The organism is Streptomyces sp. NPDC028305 (assembly GCF_055569495.1).
In genome coordinates this window covers 273,494-293,284 of the sequence record NZ_JBVHTN010000010.1, presented here as the reverse complement: position 1 = coordinate 293,284, position 19,791 = coordinate 273,494, and the positions used below count along the sequence as shown (strand labels likewise).

Genomic DNA, 19,791 nt, shown 5'->3' with positions numbered 1-19,791 from the left:
CGGTGGAGTCAGCGGTTCCGAAGGACCGAGATACGTACGTAGTCACTCTCGTCGCGTGTCAAGAAGACAGCGGATTCCCTGAGCGGAGCCATAGGAATCTCAGTATCAATACCCAGCGCCGTCGGCCGCCCGGTGGCCAGGGACACCTGAACCCTGGTCTGTATCGAATCGTCGGTGGCCTCTTCACCCTCGGAGACGACACCGTACGCGGTTCCATCATCTCGTACCGATGCGAGGAGCACCTCCTTTCGATCCCCGTCTCCGGCCAGGCACAGGCCGCTCCTTTGCCGCAAGTCGAAGGCCAGAGGGCCGGCCGCCAGGTAGCGGCCGTCCCGGGAAGCGACCGCAGGGTAGCCAGGTCGCTCCTCATCCGGTCGCAGACTGTCGACGGAGCACGTCGTGGTCGCCTCGATCTTCCCGGTCTCAGCGGCGTGAACCGCCCAGATCGCTTCTCCGCTCTCAGCGGCCCAGCGTGCGACCAGATGCCCGCCGACCGCAGCCTCCACCCGCCCGTTCCAGCCTCCCATCAGGCTCCGTCGAGTCGAGGCACCTTTCGGGGCGACATCGAGGCTGAACCAGCGGTCGGGCACCCCGAATCCCCCGGCGGCCATGTCGACGACCGGACCGTGCGTGGACGTCGCCTCAACCTCACTCCCATAACACGCCGCATCGTCGCATTGCGCCATGAGTTCGTCCGCGTCGCCGTGCTGTGTAACTTCTCCCGTGGTCACGTCCACGGAGGCTGCGGAGTTGTTGAGGGTGATTCCTGCCCCCCAAGTGATAAGGAGACCCGAACCGCCGTCCCGAACGGTCAGGCTGCCGTCCCCGTCGTCCACCGGTACGGAAACCTCACGCAGGGGTGCGACCGCGCGACCCGAGCCCTGCACGGGATAAATGGCAAGTTGAACAACCTCCTTGCCGTCATGAAGGTCGTCCTCCCCCTTCATTCCGTGTCCCCAGGCGACGATGAATTCTCGTCCATCCTGGCTGACAACGGTCAGGTCTGGAATCTCGGCCGGTGTCGCGGTGTCCGGGTCCCCCTCCGTGTCGTCCATGGGAACGGGAGGGTTCCATGGCTTGCCGGACCAGCGGACCGACCCCGTCTCAGCGTCACGCACATGGACGGTGTAGCCGTTCGGCGCGACGGTCATATACGCGACAGCGTTCGCCTGCCCCGCTACGGTCACAGGTATCGACTTCGTAGGATTCGGAACCCAATTGAGGGTCTCTTCCCATCCCTTGGTTCTGTCATAAGCCGGTGGGACAGACAGTTTGGCGAGGGATTTCTCAGGGTGCGCATCCTCAGGAGATGGCGATCGGTCCCACTCACCGCTGTCGCCCGAACCTCCACCACATCCAGCGAGTAACCCCGTCACCAGCGCCAAGCACACCGCCTGCTTCATAAATCGCACGAGCAGGCTCCCCCTCACTCACAGCAAGGCATACCGTCCGAGTTGGCCGACAAGCCTCGTATCAGACCACGGCACGTGACACGCTAACAGCGGAATCGGTTTCTGGGCGGTCTGTTCGCCGACCGTCGCGTCATACGCCCAGGGCCAGTTCCAGAGCGCGCGCGGGTAGCGTGGTCGGCGCGCCAAGACCTCGGCGGTGCGGGCGTGCGCGTGGGGTGGGAGCGTGGGCCGGATCGGCTCCGGCTATGACAACGCCCGACGCCGTCACAGTGTGAAGGGTACGGTGGGCAGATGATCAGCGCACCCGCGACGGTAGGCACTTCATGAAAGGGGATCAGCTGTGACACAACACCGAGGCATAGAACTCCCCCTGCCCGTTTTCGACGTGTCCACACTGGGTTCCGGCTCTGCTTCCGAATCGACCGAATCCGCAAGCGTTTTGGCCGATCAGCTCCAGCACACAGGCTGTGTCTACCTCGTGCGTCACGGCATTCCCACCGAGACGATTCACCGCGCTTTCGAGGTGTCCAAGCGATTTTTCGCCCTCCCACATCAGGCACGGATGTCCGTCGCCGACCTGAATTCTCCTCACTTTCGGGGCTTCGTTCCGTCCCGAGGCGAACTCACCAAGGGCCCTGCCGACGCGGATCGGCGTGAGCAGTTCGTGATAGGTCCCGAGACGGCTCCGCAGCCATTGGACCCCGGGGCACCCTGGCGACAGCTGATCGGACCGAACCAGTGGCCCGACGCACTCCCCGAGCTGCGACCCGTGATGCTCGACTGGCTGGACGAACTCACCGCGCTCAGTCATCGGCTGCTGAGCGCGATCGCGACGGCCCTCCACGGTCGCCCGGACTTCTTTGACGGCCTGGTCGCGGGCAATCCCAACCACCGTCTCCGGACCAGCCACTACCCGGCCGGCACCCCTGGCTTCGATGACAATGGTCTGGGCGCCCACCGGGATCACGGTCTACTGGCCCTCATCGCGCAGGACGGCGTCGGGGGGCTCCAGATGGAGGACGGCCACGACAGCTGGGTCGATGTGAAACCGCTGCCCGGAGCACTCGTGGTCAACCTCGGCGAAACACTTCAGGTGGCAACCGGCGGCCGGCTGCCCGCCCCTGTGCATCGCGTGATCACCCCGCCTACGGGCGCCGAACGGTACTCGTTCGCTTTCGCTTTCAACCCGCACATCGAAGCCCTGACAAAAGACACGACAGATCCACAAGGGGCGGGCACGACAGAGCACTATGGCCGACGCGTCCTGGCCAGGTGGTTGCAGTCCTCTCCGCACCTTGCCCGCCGCCACTTTCCCAACGTGGACCCGGGTGCGCTGTTGACCGGTTCGTGACATAAGCCTGCCGGCTCAGGGCCTGGGGGATGACGCTGGAGAAGGCACGTCACCCGCGGCGGCTCTCGTGCGTGGGTTGTGTGACAGATCGATCCACCTCGAGAAGTGGGCGCGAAGGTCTTCGTCCATCGCCAACAACGAGTCGACTGTTCGCTTCAGAGTCCGTGCACTTCGCTGATCCGCCGGGTCGAATTTACGGCGCAACATCGGATGACGGAGCCACATGTGCAGGTAGAGGTCGTCGAGTCCGGACGGGTTCAGTCGCTCGGCGAGGTCGGCCAACTGTGACTCGTCCCGCTCAAACGGTTCGGAGCTCCTTGGGTGCGGCTTGTCCTCCGGGAACGAGTCCGCGTTCTTGAAGGTGACACGATGCTGGTTCAGATAGGCCACCGAGACACCCTTCCGCAGGCAGAAATTAATCGCCTGAGGAATGCTGTCGATAATCGGCTCGCTCTTGTCGTGGAGGGAAGTGTTGCACAGGATCGGCACACCCGTCGCTTCGGCGAAAGCAGACAGCACATCATGGATGAACGGGTTCTGCTCTCGGCTCACCGTCTGGACCCTGGCCGAACGGTCCAGGTGCGCGACAGCCGGCACAAGCTCTGCCCGATCACGGTGCACCAGAAAAGTCTCCAGCATGTACGGCGATATCCGGGGCGCCTCGAACCAATCGCCGAAATCCTCCTCACGAATCATGGGAGCGACAGGAAACCACCACTCCCGCTGCTTGATCCGATTCAGTTCGTCCTTGGATCTGACCGTTCTCGGATCGGCCAGGATCGAACGGTGCCCCAAGGCCCTGGGGCCCAACTCCGCTCGACCGTCCACCCACACGACAGGACCCGCCCGCAAATCCTCGACAACCATCCGGGCATCCGCCGGCGTGACATCCGCGATAAACTCCTCGAACCCCGCCAAAGCCGCAACGAGTTCATCATCGGAGTGCCCCAGATACGCCCCGGGGAACCCGAAATCGAACTCAGTCCCGCACCGCCCGTAGAACACCCCCAGCGCAATCCCAAGCGACTGGCCACTGTCATCCACACAAGGCGGAGCAATCAGCCGCTTGAACTTGAACTTCTCCATGACCGCACTCGTCGTGGGGCAGTTCAAAGCAAAACCGCCGGCCAGCGCAAAATTCGTCCCGCTCGGATCGAACCCGAAACGCCTGGACGCCTCCTCCACATTGCGCTCCACGACGCGCAGGGAGATCCGCTGGATCTCCTTCATCACCGCGCTCATCACCTGCTCGTCCGGACTGAAACGTTCATCCGCCGAACACCGGCCGCTCGCGAACGCCTCCACAACCGCCTCGTGCAACAAGCCGAGAAAACGCTCACAGTCGACCAGAAGCTTCGGGGCGGGCCCGAAAAACGGCAAACCGCTCAGCGCCTCTTCCCGCAACTCAGCCAGATCCGCGTCGCAGTCGGCCGCCGTGGCAAGCGCCATCAACGGGCCCTCACGCAACTTGTACCTGCGGCGCGCCGCCGTGAACAGACGGGCCGGGGACTCGACCGGGAACCAGGTGAACGAACCGTTCTCGACATAGGCCCCGGCGAAAGAGGATGAATGATCCTTCGAGGCAAGCATGGAATCAGAGTCGGGGCCGCCGTCCAACGCCATCGCGAAAAGCGGCTCCGACCACGAAATGTCGGTGTCCAGCAGGGCACAGCTGAACACATGGGCCATGCTGTGCGGCGGCAGATCGACATCCGCGAAGTAATCTGACACATCGACGTGGCGATCACCGCCAATACCCGGCGTCCCCCAAAACTCCAGCACCTCATCGATGTCGACGCCCACCGAAGACAGCAGGGACTCGATCAGCCGCATACCAGAAGCCTCGTCGGGAACGCCCGCCCCATGACGGCCCCAACCAGACAGCCTCTCAAGCGGCCAATACGCCACAACCCGAACATCCCGCCCCGACTTCCGCCACAACGAAACGTTGTTGTTATGACGAATCCACGTGTCCAACAGATGAGGCACGCCGGGCTGTGTCAAATAGGTGGAGACGTAGTATCCGTCCCTCACTTCACCCTCCAGAACATGCATGTATGGGCACAGCAGTAACGACCTGTTTCAGCTTGCCTGGAGAGCAGCTGCCACCCGTTCAAGGGGTACGTCCGAGAATAGATCGCCGATTTCAACGATCAAGCCCTCTTCGCGTAGCGTCTCGGCAACGATGATTGCCGCGAGTGAATCGCCACCCAGACCCAGAAAGGAAACTGCACCGTCTTGGACATCCATTTCCAGGGTGTCTGAGATGACTTCCAGCAGTCTCTCCAGGGCACTACTTTTTGCTTCCGCCTGGGACATGAATACCCCTTGCTCTGGTTCGTGATTATCCGGTGAAGTCTGACCTTTTATCGAGCCGTCAGTCCCGAAACGTGGCCATCTGCCGCTTATATGGGATAACTCAGCGATTCAGCGGACCCGGTTGCGCGCTTCATCCATAGCATGATGTCGTCCTCGAGTTCCTGGTCCATCGCGAGCCAGGAATCGACTGTTCGCTTCAGAGTCCGCGCACTCCGCTGATCCGTCGGGTCGAATTTACGGCGCAACATCGGGCGATGGAGCCACATCTGCAGGTAGAGGTTGTCGAGTCCGGACGGGTTCAGTCGCTCGGCGAGGTCTGCCAACTGTGACTCGTCCCGCTCAAAAGGCTCGGAGTTCCTTGGGTGCGGCTTGTCCTCCGGGAACGAGTCCGCGTTCTTGAAGGTGACACGATGCTGGTTCAGATAGGCCACCGAGACACCCTTCCGCAGGCAGAAATTAATCGCCTGAGGAATGCTGTCGATAATCGGCTCGCCCTTGTCGTTCAGGGAGGTGTTGCACAGGATCGGCACACCCGTCGCTTCGGCGAAAGCAGACAGCACGTCATAGATGAACGGGTTCTGCTCTCGGTTCACCGTCTGGACCCTGGCCGAACGGTCCAGGTGCGCGATGGCCGGCACAAGCTCTGCCCGATCACGGTGCACCAGAAAAGTCTCCAGCATGTACGGCGATATCCGGGGCGCCTCGAACCAATCGCCGAAATCCTCCTCGCGGATCATGGGAGCGACAGGACGCCACCACTCCCGCTGCTTGATCCGATTCAGTTCGTCCTTGGATGTGAGCGCTCTCGGATCCGCCAGGATCGAGCGGTGCCCCAGGGCCCTGGGGCCCAGCTCCGCTCGACCGTCCACCCACACGACAGGACCCGCCTGCAGATCCTCGACGACCTGCCGGGCATCCGCCGGCGTGACATCCGCGATAAACTCCTCGAACCCCGCCAGGGCCGCAGCGAGATCATCATCGGAGTGCCCCAGATACGCCCCGGGGAACCGGAAATCGAATTCCGTTCCACACCGCACATGGAACACGCCCAACGCAATCCCAAGCGACTGGCCACTGTCATCGACACAAGGCGGAGCAACCAGCCGCTTGAACTTGTACTTCTCCATGACCGCACTCGTCGTGGGGCAGTTCAGCGCGAAGCCGCCGGCCAGCGCAAAATTCGTCCCGCTCGGATCGAACCCGAAACGCCTGGACGCCTCCTCCACATTGCGCTCCATGACGGACAGCGAGATCCGCTGGATCTCCTTCATCACGGCACTCATCACTTGCTCATCCGGACTGAAACGTTCATCCGCCGAACACCGGCCGCTTGCGAACGCCTCCACAACCGCCTCGTGCAACAAGCCGAGAAAACGCTCACAGTCGACCAGAAGCTTCGTGGCGGGCCCGAAGAACGGCAAACTGCTCAACGCCTCTTCCCGCAACTCAGCCAGATCCGCGTCGCAGTCGGCCGCGGTGGCAAGCGCCATCAACGTCCCCTCACGCAACGCGTACCGATGGCGCGCCGCCGTGAACAGACGGGCCGGGGACTCGACCGGGAACCAGGTGAACGAACCGTTCTCGACATAAGCCCCGGCAAACGACGACGAATGATCCTTCGAGGCGAGAAATGAGTCGGGGCCGCCGTCCAACGCCATCGCGAAAACCGGCTCCGACCACGAAATGCCGGTGTCCAGCAGGGCACAGCTGAACACATGGGCCATGCTGTGCGGCGGCAGATCGACATCCGCGAAGTACTCTGACACATCGACGTGGCGATCACCGCCAATACCCGGCGTCCCCCAAAACTCCAGCACCTCATCGATGTCGACGCCCACCGAAGACAGCAGGGACTCGATCAGCCGCATACCAGAAGCCTCGTCGGGAACGCCCGCCCCATGACGGCGCCAACCAGACAGCCTCTCAAGCGGCCAATACGCCACAACCTGAACATCCCGCCCCGACTTCCGCCACAACGAAACGTTGTTGTCATGGCGCGCACGAAGATCCAACAGGTGAGACATACCGGGCGGCGTCAAATAGGCTGAAACGTAGTATCCGTCCCTCACTGCACCCTCCAGACATGTACACAGAAAACACCCGTTCCCGCGCTCCGGCGCGAGCAGGCATCCCTTGATTGACGTGCGAATGCGAGAACCAGACGCAATGAGAACAGCCGACTGTTCATTGCGCTGCCCAGGCCATCCAATACCAATTCCCACAGAGAAAGAACGGGCACCAGCCTGTGAACGTGGACGATACCGGGGTAACGACGGAAGACCGTGAGCACCCCGCCTCAGGTCGCCCGGACCGCCCGGCCGGCCTGTCTGCCTCGGATCACACCAATGCCCTCCATAGACGATGCCTACAGAATTGAAGTGGTCGAATCGTTTTAAAGAGGCCCGGGTCCGAAGTTTTTCATTGGGGCGGCACATGAGTCAAGAGACTTTGAGCCGCCGAAACCTTTTGCCGAACTTCACAGAGCACCTACGTGTTAAGTGATCCAAAAGAGGGTATCGAGGGAATGGTGTCTGAAAGATCTCGTTCTTGAGGTTATGCGGTGTGCCGTGGGCGCGACGGGGAAGGAACAAAGCGGCGCGGTCCGAGAAGATGCCGACCACATCGGTGCGGCGACTGTCTCAAGTCGGCCGCTCAAGCCCGGTGGGCGGCGGACGGACGTCGGCTGCCGAAGGAGACGCCGCCCGACCGATACCGAGCGAGGCAGTCGGGGGGACAGCGCCGAGCTGCCGGCTGGTCCTGGACGGCGTCAGCATCGGGCTGCTCGAAGAGTCGCGGGGAGGGTCACACAACTTGTCCGCACCCCGGTTGGGCAGCGCCTCGGCAGCCGACTGCGTCGTAATGTCACACCGGGGAAGCAGCGGCAGCTCTGAAGGTGTCGCCAAGGGCTCGATCACGACTCGGTGGCTGCCCATCGGCAGGCCGGAGGCCGCCGCATGCCCACCCGGGGGTGGCAATGGTTCCTGTTAATCTGACCCTGTGACCCCAGCAGACTTGGCCTCCGTTATCTCCGACAGCGTGCGCGAAGCAATCAGGTCCGGGCAGCTCGCCGTGGACCCGCCCGAGTCGGTCCACGTTGAGCGTCCCCGCCACCGCGATCACGGCGACTACTCGACAAACGTCGCATTGCAGCTGGCCAAGGCCGCAGGCACGCCGGCTCGCGCTGTGGCCGAATTGCTGGCACCCATCGTGAGCTCAGCCGCCGGCGTCGCGAAGGCGGAAGTCGCCGGTCCCGGATTCCTGAATATTACACTTGAAAGTGCCGTAAAGGGTGCGGTGGCGCGTGACATCGTCATCGCCGACACTGCCTACGGCCGCACGAATGAACTCCAAGGTTTGCGCCTCAACCTGGAATTCGTCTCGGCGAATCCGACGGGCCCTGTGCATATCGGCGGCGCCAGGTGGGCGGTTGTAGGGGATGCACTGGCACGGCTTCTCGAGGCCGCAGGCGCGGACGTGGCACGGGAATATTACTTCAATGACGCCGGCTCCCAGATCGACCGCTTCGCCCGGTCTCTGCTCGCCTCGGCGCACAACGCTCCGGTACCTGACGACGGTTACGGCGGCGCTTACATCCGAGAGATCGCCGATAATGTCCTGAAGCGTCGCCCCGAGGCGCTGAATCTGCCCGACTCGGAAGCTCTCGACGTATTCCGGGCCGAGGGAACGTCTCTCATGTTCGACGAGATCAAGACATCCCTCGCCGAGTTCGGCACTCACTTCGACGTCTATTTTAACGAGAAGAGTCTCCACGATCAAGGAGATCTGGACAAGGCTGTGGCCCGCCTGCGGGAAGGCGGACACGTCTATGAGGCCGATGGCGCGGTATGGCTGCGGAGTACCGACTTCGGCGACGACAAGGACCGCGTCCTCTTGAAGAGTGACGGCTCCTGGACGTACTTCACCGCTGACTGCGCCTATTACCTCAACAAGAGGTCACGCGGTTTCGAGCGGGTCGTCATCATGCTGGGGGCCGACCATCAGGGCTACGTGGGCCGGATGAAGGCCATGGCGGCCTGCTTCGGCGACGATCCCGACAAACACCTCGAAATCCTGATCGGCCAGTTGGTCAATCTGGTGAAGGACGGTCAGCCCGTCCGTATGAGCAAGCGAGCCGGAACGGTCGTGACACTCGACGATCTCGTCGAGGCGGTAGGTGTTGACGCGGCCAGGTATTCGCTCGCGCGAGCCAACGTCGACTCGATGATCGATCTTGACGTCAATCTGCTGACCTCTCAGTCGAACGAGAACCCGGTCTTCTACGTCCAGTACGCGCACGCACGGCTTTGCGCCATCCAGCGCAAGGCGCAGGAGATGGGGGTGGACAAGGGCGGTCCCGAGGATTTCGACCCGGCTCTGCTCTCCCACGAGCGGGAGGACGAACTTCTCCGGATGCTCGGTGAGTTCCCACGAGTGGTGACTACTGCCGCTACCTTGCGGGAGCCGCATCGAGTGGCGCATTACCTGGAGCAGCTCGCCGGCACCTACCACCGGTTCTACGACAGCTGCCGTGTCCTCCCGCGGGAGGGTGAGGAGCCGAGCCCGCTCACCCAGGCACGGCTGTGGCTGACGGACGCCAGCCGGGTGGTCCTGCGGAACGGCCTCAATCTGCTCGGCGTCACTGCCCCCGAGCGGATGTGACCATCGGGTACACAGATCAGCCATCCGTGCGGGTTGGCAGGCAGCCCCGTGGCATCGGGTCCTCGCTGAGGCTCTCTCTTGGGCTCCTGCGAGGACGCGCCACTCTCCGCTCTCAAATACGGACGACCTCCGGCTCCTCCCCACTCAGCAGTGCACCCATAATGGTGAAGAACTCGCGTCCGACACCGGCGTGTTGGCCCAGGGCCTGGATGTCCTGGAAGCGCCGTCGCAAGGATGACGAGGCGTAGATGGCGCTGCCACCGCCGTGCCGGTAGGCGGCTGTCGTGGCGTCCACACACATCGCCGACACCTGTGAGCTGGTCGCGCGCATCTGGGCACGATCGCGCAGGGTGAAATCCCCTCCCCCCGCCGCCTTGCGCCACACCGCCTCGGCTTCGGCGTAGAGGAGTGCGCGCGCGGCCCGCAGCTTCATATGGGTTTCGCCTACATCGGTCTGGAAAAGCGTCGACTCGGCGAGCCGCCGCACACCGTAAGCGGGCCGCTTCCCCGAGGAGGCCAGCTCGGTGACGTCATCGAGCGCCGCCTGTGCGGTGCCGAGTGCCACCGCAGCCATGAACAGGCCCAGTTGGGCTACGGGCGGGACGGCGAAGATGCCCTTGGACTTCGACGGCGTCCCGCCGAACCACTGGCAGTTGCGCTCTTCCGGGCAGTACACGTCTTTCACCTCGACGTCGTGACTACCTGTTCCCCTCAGACCAGACGTGTGCCAGGTGTCCAGAATCCCGACGTCGTCCGGCGAGAGCAATGAGAGCTTCATGTCGGGCCTGCCGTCGATGCCCTTCCGCCGCGCGCCGTCCCCGTCGGTCACCACGCCCTGGGTTACCACCCAGTCGGCATACCGGCAGCCGCTGACGAAGGGCCACCGGCCGTTGATCACATAGCCGCCCGGAACGGGGGTGCACGTGCCCTTGGGGGCATGGGAGCCCACGACCATGACGTCGGGTCCCGCCTGGTAGACGCGGTCGAAGGTCTCTTCGGGGAAGGCCCCCACCACTACCAGATTGCTGCTCCCGATCATGACGTTCCATCCGACCGACGCGTCCGCCCGGGAGACGCGTTCGATGACGGCGAGGGCTTGCTGAATGCTGAGTTCGTCTCCGCCGTGCGCGCGCGGGACCAGCATGCGGAAGCAACCGCATTGCCTGAGGAGATCGAAGACGGGCTGCGAGATGTCGCCGTCTTCCTCGATCTGAGCACTGAGCGCTTCGATCTCCGGCGCCGCCGCATCGATGTTGTCCAAGGTCGTCGACCACATCGTCGTCACCGCCATCGACCATCCACCGTGGTGAAGCGAAGAATGGCGAGTGAGGGGTGATGGACTACGTTGCTCGCTTCGAATGCGAAGCCATGCTCCGTCATCACGCCGACCAGAGCTCTCAAGGAGTCGCGGACGGCTTCGGCGCCCAGGCAGTAGTGTGACCCGCCCCCGAAGGCGACGTGCGCACGCCGTTCCTTTCCGAGCTCCGTCGGCTCGGGGAATGCCGTCTCGTCCAGGTTCGCCGGTCCAAGGCCGAGCAGCACACGTGTGTGCGGGGGAATGACACGTCCCTTGAGCTCGATCGGACGGGTGGCGAAGCGGCGCGTGAACCGGAACGGACTCGAAAGCCGCAGCACCTCCTCACAGAGACCGGCGGACTCCCCGTGGGCAAAGGAGGGATGCGCGCTCAGCAGGCCCAGGACGGTGATGGCGGCGACGAGTGGGTCGTAGGCACCGGTGATCGTCTGGCACATCGCGCCGAGTGCGGCGTCGAACCCGAGTTCCGCGTCCTGGGAGATCGCGCTCAGCGCCTTCATGAACGGGGTGGTGAGCCGCCCGTGCGTGAGCGCGGCGTCGAGCCATTGCGCCACGGACTCCATCGCGCTGACGACACCGGCGAACCCCTCGTCGTCAGTGACCTGCCACGCCAGCTCTTCCAGAATGACCTTCGCCTTCTCCACCAGCCACTCGGTCTCCTCGCCGGAACTGCCCACCACGGCCGCGATGACGTCGACGGAGACGGGTTCCGAGATGGTCTTGAGCCAGGAAAAGGTGTCCGAGGCATGATTTTGATGTGCTCGTGTCACATGTGCGGCGATCCGGGACAGCACATCATCGTCGAGCCTGCCGATGGCCCCCTGAAGATGTGTGCGGAGCCGGGCGTGATAGTCGCCGTCGGAGAAGAGCGGCCATTTGACGTAGAACTTCCTCATCGCGAGCCGGACCGGCGACAGCCCGCTTGTATCCGACGGAGGTCGCTTCGTGGTGAGGCAACGGTCGGGAAGCAATCCCCGCACTTCGGCGTACGAGGCGACCACCACGTCTCCCGTGGTCGTGTCGTGGACCCCGCTTCCGGATCGAGCCGCTTCGGCGAGCAGGGCCGGCACGTCCTCGGTGCTGTAGTCCGCCATGGTGTCGATCAACAACGTGAGGGCCCTCATTCCACTGGACTCAGCGCGGGGCCGGCCCACTCGGAGGCCGGGCTGACTATGCGTCCGTCCTGGCCGACGTACTCGAGTACGTGGGCCGTCCAACCGGCCACGCGGCCGGCGGCGAAGAAGCAGGTGAAGTAGTCGGCCGGGATGCCGACTCCGGCCAGCACCCCGCCCGCGAAGTAGTCCACGTTGGTGAAGTTCGGACGGTCCGGATGGCGACGCAGGAGTTCGTTCAGGGCCGTCTCCTCCAGCGCTACGGCGGTCTCGTAGAACTCGGGGTTGGCGGACTTGCACAAGTCACGCAGGATCGCGGCGCGCGGATCGTATCGCCGGTACTCCCGGTGGCCGAAGCCCATGAGCCGTTCGCCGCGCTCCAGCCTGGCCCGCACGAACGTCGAGATGCTGGGCGCCTGGCGAGCGGCTTCGATCATCTCGGCGGCCGCGGGCGTCGCTCCGCCGTGCGAAGGACCTTTCAGCGTTCCGATGGCCGCGACCACCGCTGACCAGAGGTCGCTTCCCGCGGAGCCCACGATCCGTGCGGTGAAGGTCGACGGGTTCAGGGCGTGCTCGGCGATGAGGACGAGATAGGACTGGAGCCAGGAAGCGCGGGCCGTTTCCGGTTCCTGGGAGGTCAGCATGTAGAGCAGGTTCTCGGCGTGCCCGAGATCGGCCCGCGGGTCGACCAGAGGCTGTCCCTGTGCCCGCCGGAAGCAGGCGGCGACGATGGTGGGCACCACGGCGGTGATGCTGATCGCGTCCTCGATGCTGGGCCGGCCCACGCCGGGCTGTGCGCCCTGGGCGGAGAGGACGGTGCGCAGCCCATCCATGGGATTGACGCCACGAGGAAGTCCGTGCAGGGCGGCGAGGGCGCCTTCATTGAGATGGCGACGCTCTGCGAGCTGCTGCCGGAAGGCGACGAGCTCCTCGGATGAGGGGAAGCTGCCGAACCACAGCAGATGAATGATCTCTTCATAGGAACGGGTGGCGATCTCCTCGATCACGTGGCCACCGCGGTAGACAAGCCGACCGTTCTTGCCGTCGACATGGCTGATTTCGGTACGAGCCACGGTGACACCCTCGAGGCCCGGGTTGTACTGAACTGACATGGGGCTCTTTCTCGTTCTCGGTCTCAGCGGCCGTTGCGGGCGAGGAGACGGCCTCCCGTGATCGTCTCCGCGAACGAGAAGCGGTAGCCGGCCAGGATCTCCACGGGGGCCAGCAGGCTCAGTTCCTCGTATGGAGAGTCGAAGAATTCCAGCTCAGCATCCCCTCGCCACACGTTGGCGATCCGTAGATCCTCACTACCGCCCGTCACCAGCTCGGTCAGATCCGACTCGGACTGATCCCATGCCGGAAAGTGCCGGGTGTGCACGAGTGGAGCCGACGCCAGCGCCGGAGCTTCCGCAGGGCTCTCCAGGGTGATACGGGCCTCGACGAGCCGTCGGTCGCCCGCCGCGAGGCTCCCCGCGAACCGCTCCCCCGGGGCCAGTCCGGGTGTGGCCCGGCCGACGGCGAACTGCTTGGTGATCCAGATGCTCCCGAGCTTCTTGGGGTAGCCCTGAATCAGACCCCGCACCAGTGAGAAATCCCGGTCCACCCAGCAGAAGGGGGATCGCACCATGGGCTTTCCCTGCCAGGTGCAGGAGAGTGCGACATAGAACTCCTTGTACTGCGACCTGACAGGATCGAGGAGTTCGCTGCCGTCATCGGTCGCCGACTGCCAATCACCGAAGATGGCCGCGGCCCGCCCCGGGTCCTCCCCGGGTTCCAGACCTTCCGGAAGGAACGCCTTCACGGCTTCCGGATCGGTCCGGTATTCGACCATGAGCACATCACCGGAGAAGTGCCACGGCGGGGGCGGCACAAGCGACGAGTTTCCTGTGGGAGAGAAGGGGAGCGTGTATCCCTGGAGTCCATTCATTGCATACCTTTCGCGCTGGATTCACCGGGGACAGGGTCAGCCGATCGTGCGGGAGTGCGCGACGCCGCGTACGGCACGGGAGCGGCGGAGATCCCGTACGACATTGACCCGCTTGAGCCATCTGTCGGTGCCGTCGTACCGGGCCTCGAAGGACTCACGGCCGTGCACGGCACGGTAGTTGTCGACGAACAGGACGTCGCCCGCCCGGAGTACATGGCCGGTCAGTGCATCGCCTACAGCACTCATGGCGACGCTGAGGGCTGACGCCGCCTCGGCGTCGTCGGCGGCGGCAGGTCGCGTGTAGTGCTGGTCGAGCCGCAGGTAGGGAGAACTCGTGCCGCCGAAAAGCAGGGGGATCGGGTGGTCCTCCGTAGCGGCACCAGAGCGTGAGCCGTCCGGAAGGATGACGAACCGAGGCTGAGCGAGGACTTCGGCGACGTCGTCCGGCAGCTGAAGGTCGTCGACCGAACCGACCGTCGTGGCGACCTGGTCGTGGTTGCGCAGGCACATGAGTCCGAGGTAGTCCGCGCGCAGCGGGTGAAAGGCGTCCTCGGTGTGCCAGGTGAGTGTGGTGGAACTGCTCGAAGCGAGCTGTACGTTCTCATCGCCCCGGATTGGGACGATGTTGGTCACGATGCGTCCATCGTGCTTGTCGGCCCAGGCGACCGGATCACCCAGGAGACTCGCGCACAGAAAGAGCAGGAACTCCTCCCGATCCGCCGGACTGTCCGAAGAACCGGTTCTCCAATGAGCGGGCGTGCGCCCGATGCCCTGGCCGTCAACCGGGTAACCGCTGATCAGGAGGAGCGTTGACGGCTCGTAGAGGCGGAAGTGATTGAGCCCTTGCCGCAGGGCTCTCGGCAGTTCATGGGCATACACGCTCGCCTCGTCGTGAAAGGCCTGGTTCTGTACGGTGCGGAACCTCTCGACGACTTCGGCCAGCACCGCGGAAACCACTGCGACGTCCTGGCTGTCCATGGCCACTCGGTACGGCCCTGTCCGGACTGTTGGCACCTGTTGCACTCCTCCTCAGCTTGTGGTCCGCAGGGCGGGCGGAAGGGGCAGGAACTCGAGTCCCAGCCGGCGGGCGATGCTCCGCGCGGCGCCGGCCCGGCCGTGCAGGGATCCGATCGGGGCCAGGACCGCACCGCCTACCTGTGCGGTACGCAGCCCTGCTGCTGCTTGGGCCACCGACTCCTGTTCTGCCACGGCGGTGTTTTCCTGGCCGTCCGTCAAAATGATCACCGCGCGCGCACTCGTACCGGGAAAGCGCCAGCTCTGTCTGCACAGTGACACCGCTTGTGCCAGTCCATCGACGAGCGGTGTGCGACCGCGTGCCCGCAAGGATGCCAACGCGTCGACGGCCTGCTGCGGATAGCGCGTGGGGGGTACCACCAGCTCCGCCTTGGGACCTCCGGCCAGCACGACGGCAAGGCGGTCGCCGCGTCGCAGCGACCCCAGCATGGCAAGAAGGAACGCTTTGGCCTGGCGGAACACCCCGTCCATGGCCATGGACCAGGAGGCGTCCAGTACCACGATCAGTGCGACAGCGGAGCGCCCTGTCACCGGCCGACGCACGATGTCGGAGGCACGAAGGGACAAGAGGCCGCTGTTTCCGCTCCGTGCGGGACCTCCGGACGAGGCCATCGATCTCTGCGCTGCCGCGACAACCGTGGCGGCCAGGGAGATCGGCCCATCACCGCTTCGCCGGGTCGACACGGCCCGGCCTCCCGAACTCGCGAGGATCCTCGGCCGCACCAGAATCCGCTGCCGTGGTCCCCGTCGAGCAATCAGGTGGGCGGCCGACACCCCCGGGATCCGCGTCGTCCGTATTCGGGCCTCCGTATCAGGAGGGTCGTCAGTGTCTGCGTCGCCCTCCTGGTCCGGCCTGGCATGGCCGCCGTGCGGCGGCACCGCGCCGGCGCGACGGGCTCGGCCGTTCGGCGTGTGGGGAACGGATGACTCCGTAGCGCCGGCCGGTGAGGGCTGCGCGGTCCACGGAGGCACGACGTCGGCCGCGGGCTCGGGCCCCGAGCCGTCGTCCTGGTCCTCCAGGCGCAGGAGTTCCTCCAGGGAGGTCTCCACGGTCGTGTTCAGGAACTTGGAGATGGCTTCATCGAGCACGAGGGGATCAGAGGTCCGGTGGCCGAGAGCCAGCCGGGCGGAGACGGCGATGTCGTACGGCGTCACCTCGCGCCGCCCCCGGAACGCGGCATGGGCCATCGCGGTCCTCAGCAGTACGAGATCGGCTCGGTGGCTGGCGACACCGGCGCTGATGACGACTTCGGTGACCGACTCGACCACCTCGCGTGTGCATTCGACCTCCGCGAGCAGCGTCCTCGCGGCGTCCAGTCGGGTGGCGAGCGCCTGGTCCTGAGCCAGATAGCGGCGCCGATCGGCGATGCTGTGCTCGTAGTTGATGCGCCGCATGAGCACATCCACGCGGGAGTCGCCATCCCGCAGGATGTCGGAAGTGACCGACAGCCCGAAACGGTCGAGGATCTGTGGCCGCAGTTCGCCCTCGCCCGGGTTCATGGTGCCGACGAGCGAGAAACTGGAGGCGTGGCTCGCGGACACACCGTCTCGTTCAACGAAGTTCACTCCCGAACTCACCGCATCGAGCAGCGCATCCGCCAGGCTGTCCGGCAGGAGGTTCACTTCGTCGATGTAGAGAATGCCGCGGTGCGCGGCCGCCAGCAGACCGGGCGAGAGCCCCACACGGCCTTCGTGTACGGCCTTTTCCAGGTTCAGTGTGCCGATGAGCCGATCCTCGGTCGCGCCGACCGGCAGCGTCACCAAGGGCATCTCCCGTATCAGGACCGGCAGTTCACCGGCGCTGCTCCGCCGCAACCGGCAATCGTGACACAGCTCCTCGGCGTCGTCGGGTTCGCAGTTGAACGAACACTGTGCGACAACGGCAATGTGTGGAAGGAGATTTCGCAGCGCGCGAACCGCGGTGGATTTTCCCGTACCGGGCTCGCCCATGAGGAGAACCCCCCCGACCCGCGGATCGACGATGTTCAGCAGGAGGGCTGTACGCATGGCCTGCTGTCCGACGATCGCGCTGAAGGGATAGCCGGACGCGATCCGATCCGATTGCCCGCCGTTGTCCTGTGAAGCTGACTGTTTCACCCTCTACCGCCTCAACGATTCCGACGATCGCACATGCTGTGCCTTCTGGCGCCACCTGCCGCTATCCCGGCATGTGATCCGCGTCGGAGAGCGCGGAACCACGCTTGACGAGTTCGAGGTCGAATTCACGGCCGCTGCTGGCCTGCTTCACCGCCCCGTCCAGGAATACCTCCTCATCGACGTCGAGCAGTCGCAGAACTCGGTCGAGACTCGCCGGGCGTCGACCGTCACTGCTCTTGCCGAGCTGGATGGCCTCGTCACGGGTCAGCCGGCCGAGTCGCGCCTCGATCGCGCCGAGCCGCGCGCCCCGGCCGTATCCTTCCTGAATGAAGCGGAGATAGTCGCGGGTCCCCACGAGAAAACAGTCGAATTTCTCGTACTCATAGCCCTCCGGGATGCCCTCTTGAGAGGTGCTGCCCCACCCCAGTTCGCGGCGAATGATCTCGACCTGCCGCTTGTCATCCCACTTCAGGTAGTTGCTGAGGAAGATGGGACGCACGCCGGCCCGTGCGATCTCATCTCGGCCGGGGTAGGAGAAGGCTTCCAGATCCTTGCGGTCAACGTCCTTGAGCTCCTTGGCCATACGGTCGAAGCTGAGTCCGGTGGCCACCTCCTGGTAGTCCTCGTCGGCGAGGTCCGAATCGGGGCTGTCCGCGTAGGTGCGCCCTGGATAACTGTGGTACTCGGCGGAACTGGAAGCATGCACGACCAGGGGGACGCCGAGCTGGACGGCCACCCGAACGGGATAGGCGTTGATGCTTGCGTTGCAGTGCCAGCACACCGTGCCCACAGCTTCGAATCCGGCCTGCATCATGCGCTTCACCAGAGGGAAGGGCGGGCGATAGGTGACCTGATCCACACCGAGCTCGTCCAGCACAGTGCTGAGGTTCTGCCATGCCTGCTGTCGCATGAACCGGTTGTCGACTGTCACCGCAAGACAGCGCAGGCCGCGTTCCCGCACCAGGTGGTACAGCACGAATGCCCCGTCCTTGCCCCCGCCGAAGGGGACGACGGCGTCGTACTCGTGACGGCCTCGTATCCCCTCGACGAGGGCTGTGAACTCGCGTTCCCGCGCGTCCCAGTCGATAACCGTGTTCTTCAGCTCATGGTGACGGCAGACCGAGCACACTCCGTCCGTGTCGTTGTTCACACTGCGCCGAGTGTCAGGAAGCCCGCATCTGGTGCATTCTTCGTTGGCCATGTCAGTCCAATCCGACAGAAGATTTGACAGCTGCGCTGAGCCGGGACATAGCAGCCTCGATCACGTCCGGATTGCGTGCCAACGCGACTCTGAACAGGTGCCCTCCCTCTTCGGGGCGCGCCCAGTGGAACTGCCGGCACGGCAGCACGTGAATGCCGTGTTCCAGGAGGTCCGAGCTGACCCGTGCGGCGGCCTCGGCCGAGGGAAAAGCGAGCCGGGCGGCGCTGATCCGCGAGGAGGGGTCGGGCAGGGTCACGCCGGGCAGTGCGCCGACAGTCCGGGCAACGCGTCGGCGATTGGCAGCGATCAGATCGTGCAGACGGTCGAGTCCGCCGGCCGCCGCGTCCCGGGACAGTGACTCCACCAGCTTGAGGACAAGGGGGGAGACCGTCAGGAGGACGTCGCTCACGGCCTTTCGCATGACCGGCCACATGCCCTCGCTCACCGCGAGGATGCCGAGCTTCAGCTCCGACATCGGCCACAGCTTGCCCGTGTCCTCAATCACGACGTACTGCGCGCCGTAGCGGTGGAGCACTTCATAGCCGTCGAACTGCGCCCGTTTGTCGAAGCCCCGGAACGACGTATCAAGGCACAGCAGGATGTTCCGTTCCGCGCACACCCTCACCACCCGCTCGAACTCCTCCTGCTGGAGCACCCAGCCGGTTGGGTTGTTCGGCGTCGTGATGAACAGGCAGGTCGCACCCCAGGAAATGATCTCTTCCAACCGCGCCTGGGCGCAGACGGCCTCCTCGATCGGGGTGATCTTCACTGAGCGGGAAAGGATGTCGTGAATGTTGTCGAAGGTGGGATGCAGAAGGGCGACTCGATGGTTCAGCTCCGCCAATGCGTTCGCCAGTGCCATTGTTGCCACAGATGACGAGTAGAGGCTGAATATCCGCCCGGTCTCCACGGGGGCCGAGTGCTGACCCAACGCGGACATGAACGCCCTGAGAGCCTGTCGCTCGAGTTTCTCGAAGGGCTCTGTGGAAGCAGTCCTGAACAACTCCGGTAGCCGGTCGATCACGGCACTCTGACTGCTGGTCAGGTCATGACGGGGATGCCCATCCGACAAGTTTATCCGAGAGTCGATGGCTATCTGTTCGTGCTGAGTGAGATTTTCGGGAGAGTCCACCTGGTACCTATCTTCATGAACCAAGAAGAAGCAGACGGGGTGACATTCACGGACTGCCGAATGACAGGAGTCATCGAATCCATCGATCCCGCCGAGCACGCTCGCGCCAACTAACGTAGATGTAATCGCCCAGCACGGGACGAGGATTCATCCGAGCAACCGGGGGCCCGCCGATCGATCCAGATTGCGCAGCGGATAGGAATAACCATCAGAAATTTCCCCCGAAATTCC

At 64.3% G+C, this 19,791-nt stretch carries 14 protein-coding genes; 2 read left to right on the top strand and 12 right to left on the bottom strand.

The features are described 5' to 3' along the window. Positions 1 to 8 precede the first annotated feature (8 nt). Entirely contained in the window at positions 9 to 1,055 is a 1,047-nt protein-coding gene (locus tag ACZ4WQ_RS38925; RefSeq protein WP_311724361.1) for a hypothetical protein, read from the bottom strand. Positions 1,056 to 1,752: 697 nt separating this feature from the next. On the opposite strand from ACZ4WQ_RS38925, the gene ACZ4WQ_RS38920 reads away from it, so the two are divergent. Next, positions 1,753 to 2,763, top strand: coding sequence for an isopenicillin N synthase family dioxygenase (locus ACZ4WQ_RS38920; protein WP_385345308.1), 1,011 nt, complete (start codon positions 1,753 to 1,755; stop codon positions 2,761 to 2,763). Positions 2,764 to 2,778: 15 nt separating this feature from the next. Here the strand turns inward: ACZ4WQ_RS38920 and ACZ4WQ_RS38915 are convergent, their stop codons facing one another. The 3 genes from ACZ4WQ_RS38915 to ACZ4WQ_RS38905 form a co-directional block, all read right to left on the bottom strand. Then, complete coding sequence (locus ACZ4WQ_RS38915) at positions 2,779 to 4,596, bottom strand: carbamoyltransferase C-terminal domain-containing protein (RefSeq protein ID WP_311724363.1); 1,818 nt, start codon at positions 4,594 to 4,596, stop codon at positions 2,779 to 2,781. A 249-nt stretch (positions 4,597 to 4,845) separates the two neighbouring features. Continuing rightward, entirely contained in the window at positions 4,846 to 5,082 is a 237-nt protein-coding gene (locus ACZ4WQ_RS38910; protein ID WP_311724364.1) for a phosphopantetheine-binding protein, read from the bottom strand. Positions 5,083 to 5,168: 86 nt separating this feature from the next. After that, positions 5,169 to 6,950, bottom strand: a complete 1,782-nt coding sequence (locus tag ACZ4WQ_RS38905) for a carbamoyltransferase C-terminal domain-containing protein (protein ID WP_398374684.1) — start codon at positions 6,948 to 6,950, stop codon at positions 5,169 to 5,171. 1,129 nt (positions 6,951 to 8,079) lie between these two features. On the opposite strand from ACZ4WQ_RS38905, the gene argS reads away from it, so the two are divergent. Beyond that, positions 8,080 to 9,741, top strand: coding sequence for an arginine--tRNA ligase (argS, locus tag ACZ4WQ_RS38900; RefSeq protein WP_311724366.1), 1,662 nt, complete (start codon positions 8,080 to 8,082; stop codon positions 9,739 to 9,741). A gap of 112 nt (positions 9,742 to 9,853) precedes the next feature. On the opposite strand, the gene ACZ4WQ_RS38895 is transcribed toward argS, so the two are convergent. The 8 genes from ACZ4WQ_RS38895 to ACZ4WQ_RS38860 all read right to left on the bottom strand — a co-directional run bounded on the left by ACZ4WQ_RS38895 (position 9,854) and on the right by ACZ4WQ_RS38860 (position 19,452). Then, on the bottom strand, positions 9,854 to 11,032 hold the full coding sequence (locus ACZ4WQ_RS38895; protein WP_311724367.1) for an acyl-CoA dehydrogenase family protein: 1,179 nt from the start codon (positions 11,030 to 11,032) through the stop codon (positions 9,854 to 9,856). Beyond that, entirely contained in the window at positions 11,023 to 12,165 is a 1,143-nt protein-coding gene (locus ACZ4WQ_RS38890; protein WP_311724368.1) for a cytochrome P450, read from the bottom strand. Before ACZ4WQ_RS38890 ends, ACZ4WQ_RS38895 begins: the two co-directional genes overlap by 10 nt. 11 nt (positions 12,166 to 12,176) lie before the next feature. Beyond that, the gene (locus ACZ4WQ_RS38885) at positions 12,177 to 13,280 is read right to left on the bottom strand and encodes a citrate/2-methylcitrate synthase (RefSeq protein WP_311724369.1); all 1,104 of its coding nucleotides are present in this window, start codon (positions 13,278 to 13,280) and stop codon (positions 12,177 to 12,179) included. A gap of 23 nt (positions 13,281 to 13,303) precedes the next feature. Continuing rightward, a complete protein-coding gene (locus ACZ4WQ_RS38880; RefSeq protein WP_311724370.1) occupies positions 13,304 to 14,095 on the bottom strand; it encodes an acetoacetate decarboxylase family protein in 792 nt (263 codons plus the stop codon). A 36-nt stretch (positions 14,096 to 14,131) separates the two neighbouring features. After that, the gene (locus ACZ4WQ_RS38875) at positions 14,132 to 15,073 is read right to left on the bottom strand and encodes a TauD/TfdA family dioxygenase (protein ID WP_361184054.1); all 942 of its coding nucleotides are present in this window, start codon (positions 15,071 to 15,073) and stop codon (positions 14,132 to 14,134) included. Between the two features lie 51 nt (positions 15,074 to 15,124). Further along, complete coding sequence (locus ACZ4WQ_RS38870) at positions 15,125 to 17,227, bottom strand: VWA domain-containing protein (RefSeq protein ID WP_385345320.1); 2,103 nt, start codon at positions 17,225 to 17,227, stop codon at positions 15,125 to 15,127. Between the two features lie 61 nt (positions 17,228 to 17,288). Beyond that, the gene (locus ACZ4WQ_RS38865; RefSeq protein ID WP_311724373.1) at positions 17,289 to 18,428 is read right to left on the bottom strand and encodes an N-acetyl sugar amidotransferase; all 1,140 of its coding nucleotides are present in this window, start codon (positions 18,426 to 18,428) and stop codon (positions 17,289 to 17,291) included. 1 nt (position 18,429) lies between these two features. Continuing rightward, positions 18,430 to 19,452, bottom strand: a complete 1,023-nt coding sequence (locus tag ACZ4WQ_RS38860; protein WP_361184064.1) for an aminotransferase class I/II-fold pyridoxal phosphate-dependent enzyme — start codon at positions 19,450 to 19,452, stop codon at positions 18,430 to 18,432. Positions 19,453 to 19,791 lie beyond the last annotated feature (339 nt).

Bases quoted from the DNA above. Each gene is read 5' to 3' on its own strand.
- ACZ4WQ_RS38925 (WP_311724361.1), bottom strand. From the start codon at position 1,055: ATGGACGACACGGAGGGGGACCCGGACACCGCGACACCGGCCGAGATT.
- ACZ4WQ_RS38915 (WP_311724363.1), bottom strand. From the start codon at position 4,596: ATGCGGCTGATCGAGTCCCTGCTGTCTTCGGTGGGCGTCGACATCGAT.
- ACZ4WQ_RS38910 (WP_311724364.1), bottom strand. From the start codon at position 5,082: ATGTCCCAGGCGGAAGCAAAAAGTAGTGCCCTGGAGAGACTGCTGGAA.
- ACZ4WQ_RS38905 (WP_398374684.1), bottom strand. From the start codon at position 6,950: ATGCGGCTGATCGAGTCCCTGCTGTCTTCGGTGGGCGTCGACATCGAT.
- ACZ4WQ_RS38895 (WP_311724367.1), bottom strand. From the start codon at position 11,032: ATGGCGGTGACGACGATGTGGTCGACGACCTTGGACAACATCGATGCG.
- ACZ4WQ_RS38885 (WP_311724369.1), bottom strand. From the start codon at position 13,280: ATGTCAGTTCAGTACAACCCGGGCCTCGAGGGTGTCACCGTGGCTCGT.
- ACZ4WQ_RS38880 (WP_311724370.1), bottom strand. From the start codon at position 14,095: ATGAATGGACTCCAGGGATACACGCTCCCCTTCTCTCCCACAGGAAAC.
- ACZ4WQ_RS38875 (WP_361184054.1), bottom strand. From the start codon at position 15,073: ATGGACAGCCAGGACGTCGCAGTGGTTTCCGCGGTGCTGGCCGAAGTC.
- ACZ4WQ_RS38865 (WP_311724373.1), bottom strand. From the start codon at position 18,428: ATGGCCAACGAAGAATGCACCAGATGCGGGCTTCCTGACACTCGGCGC.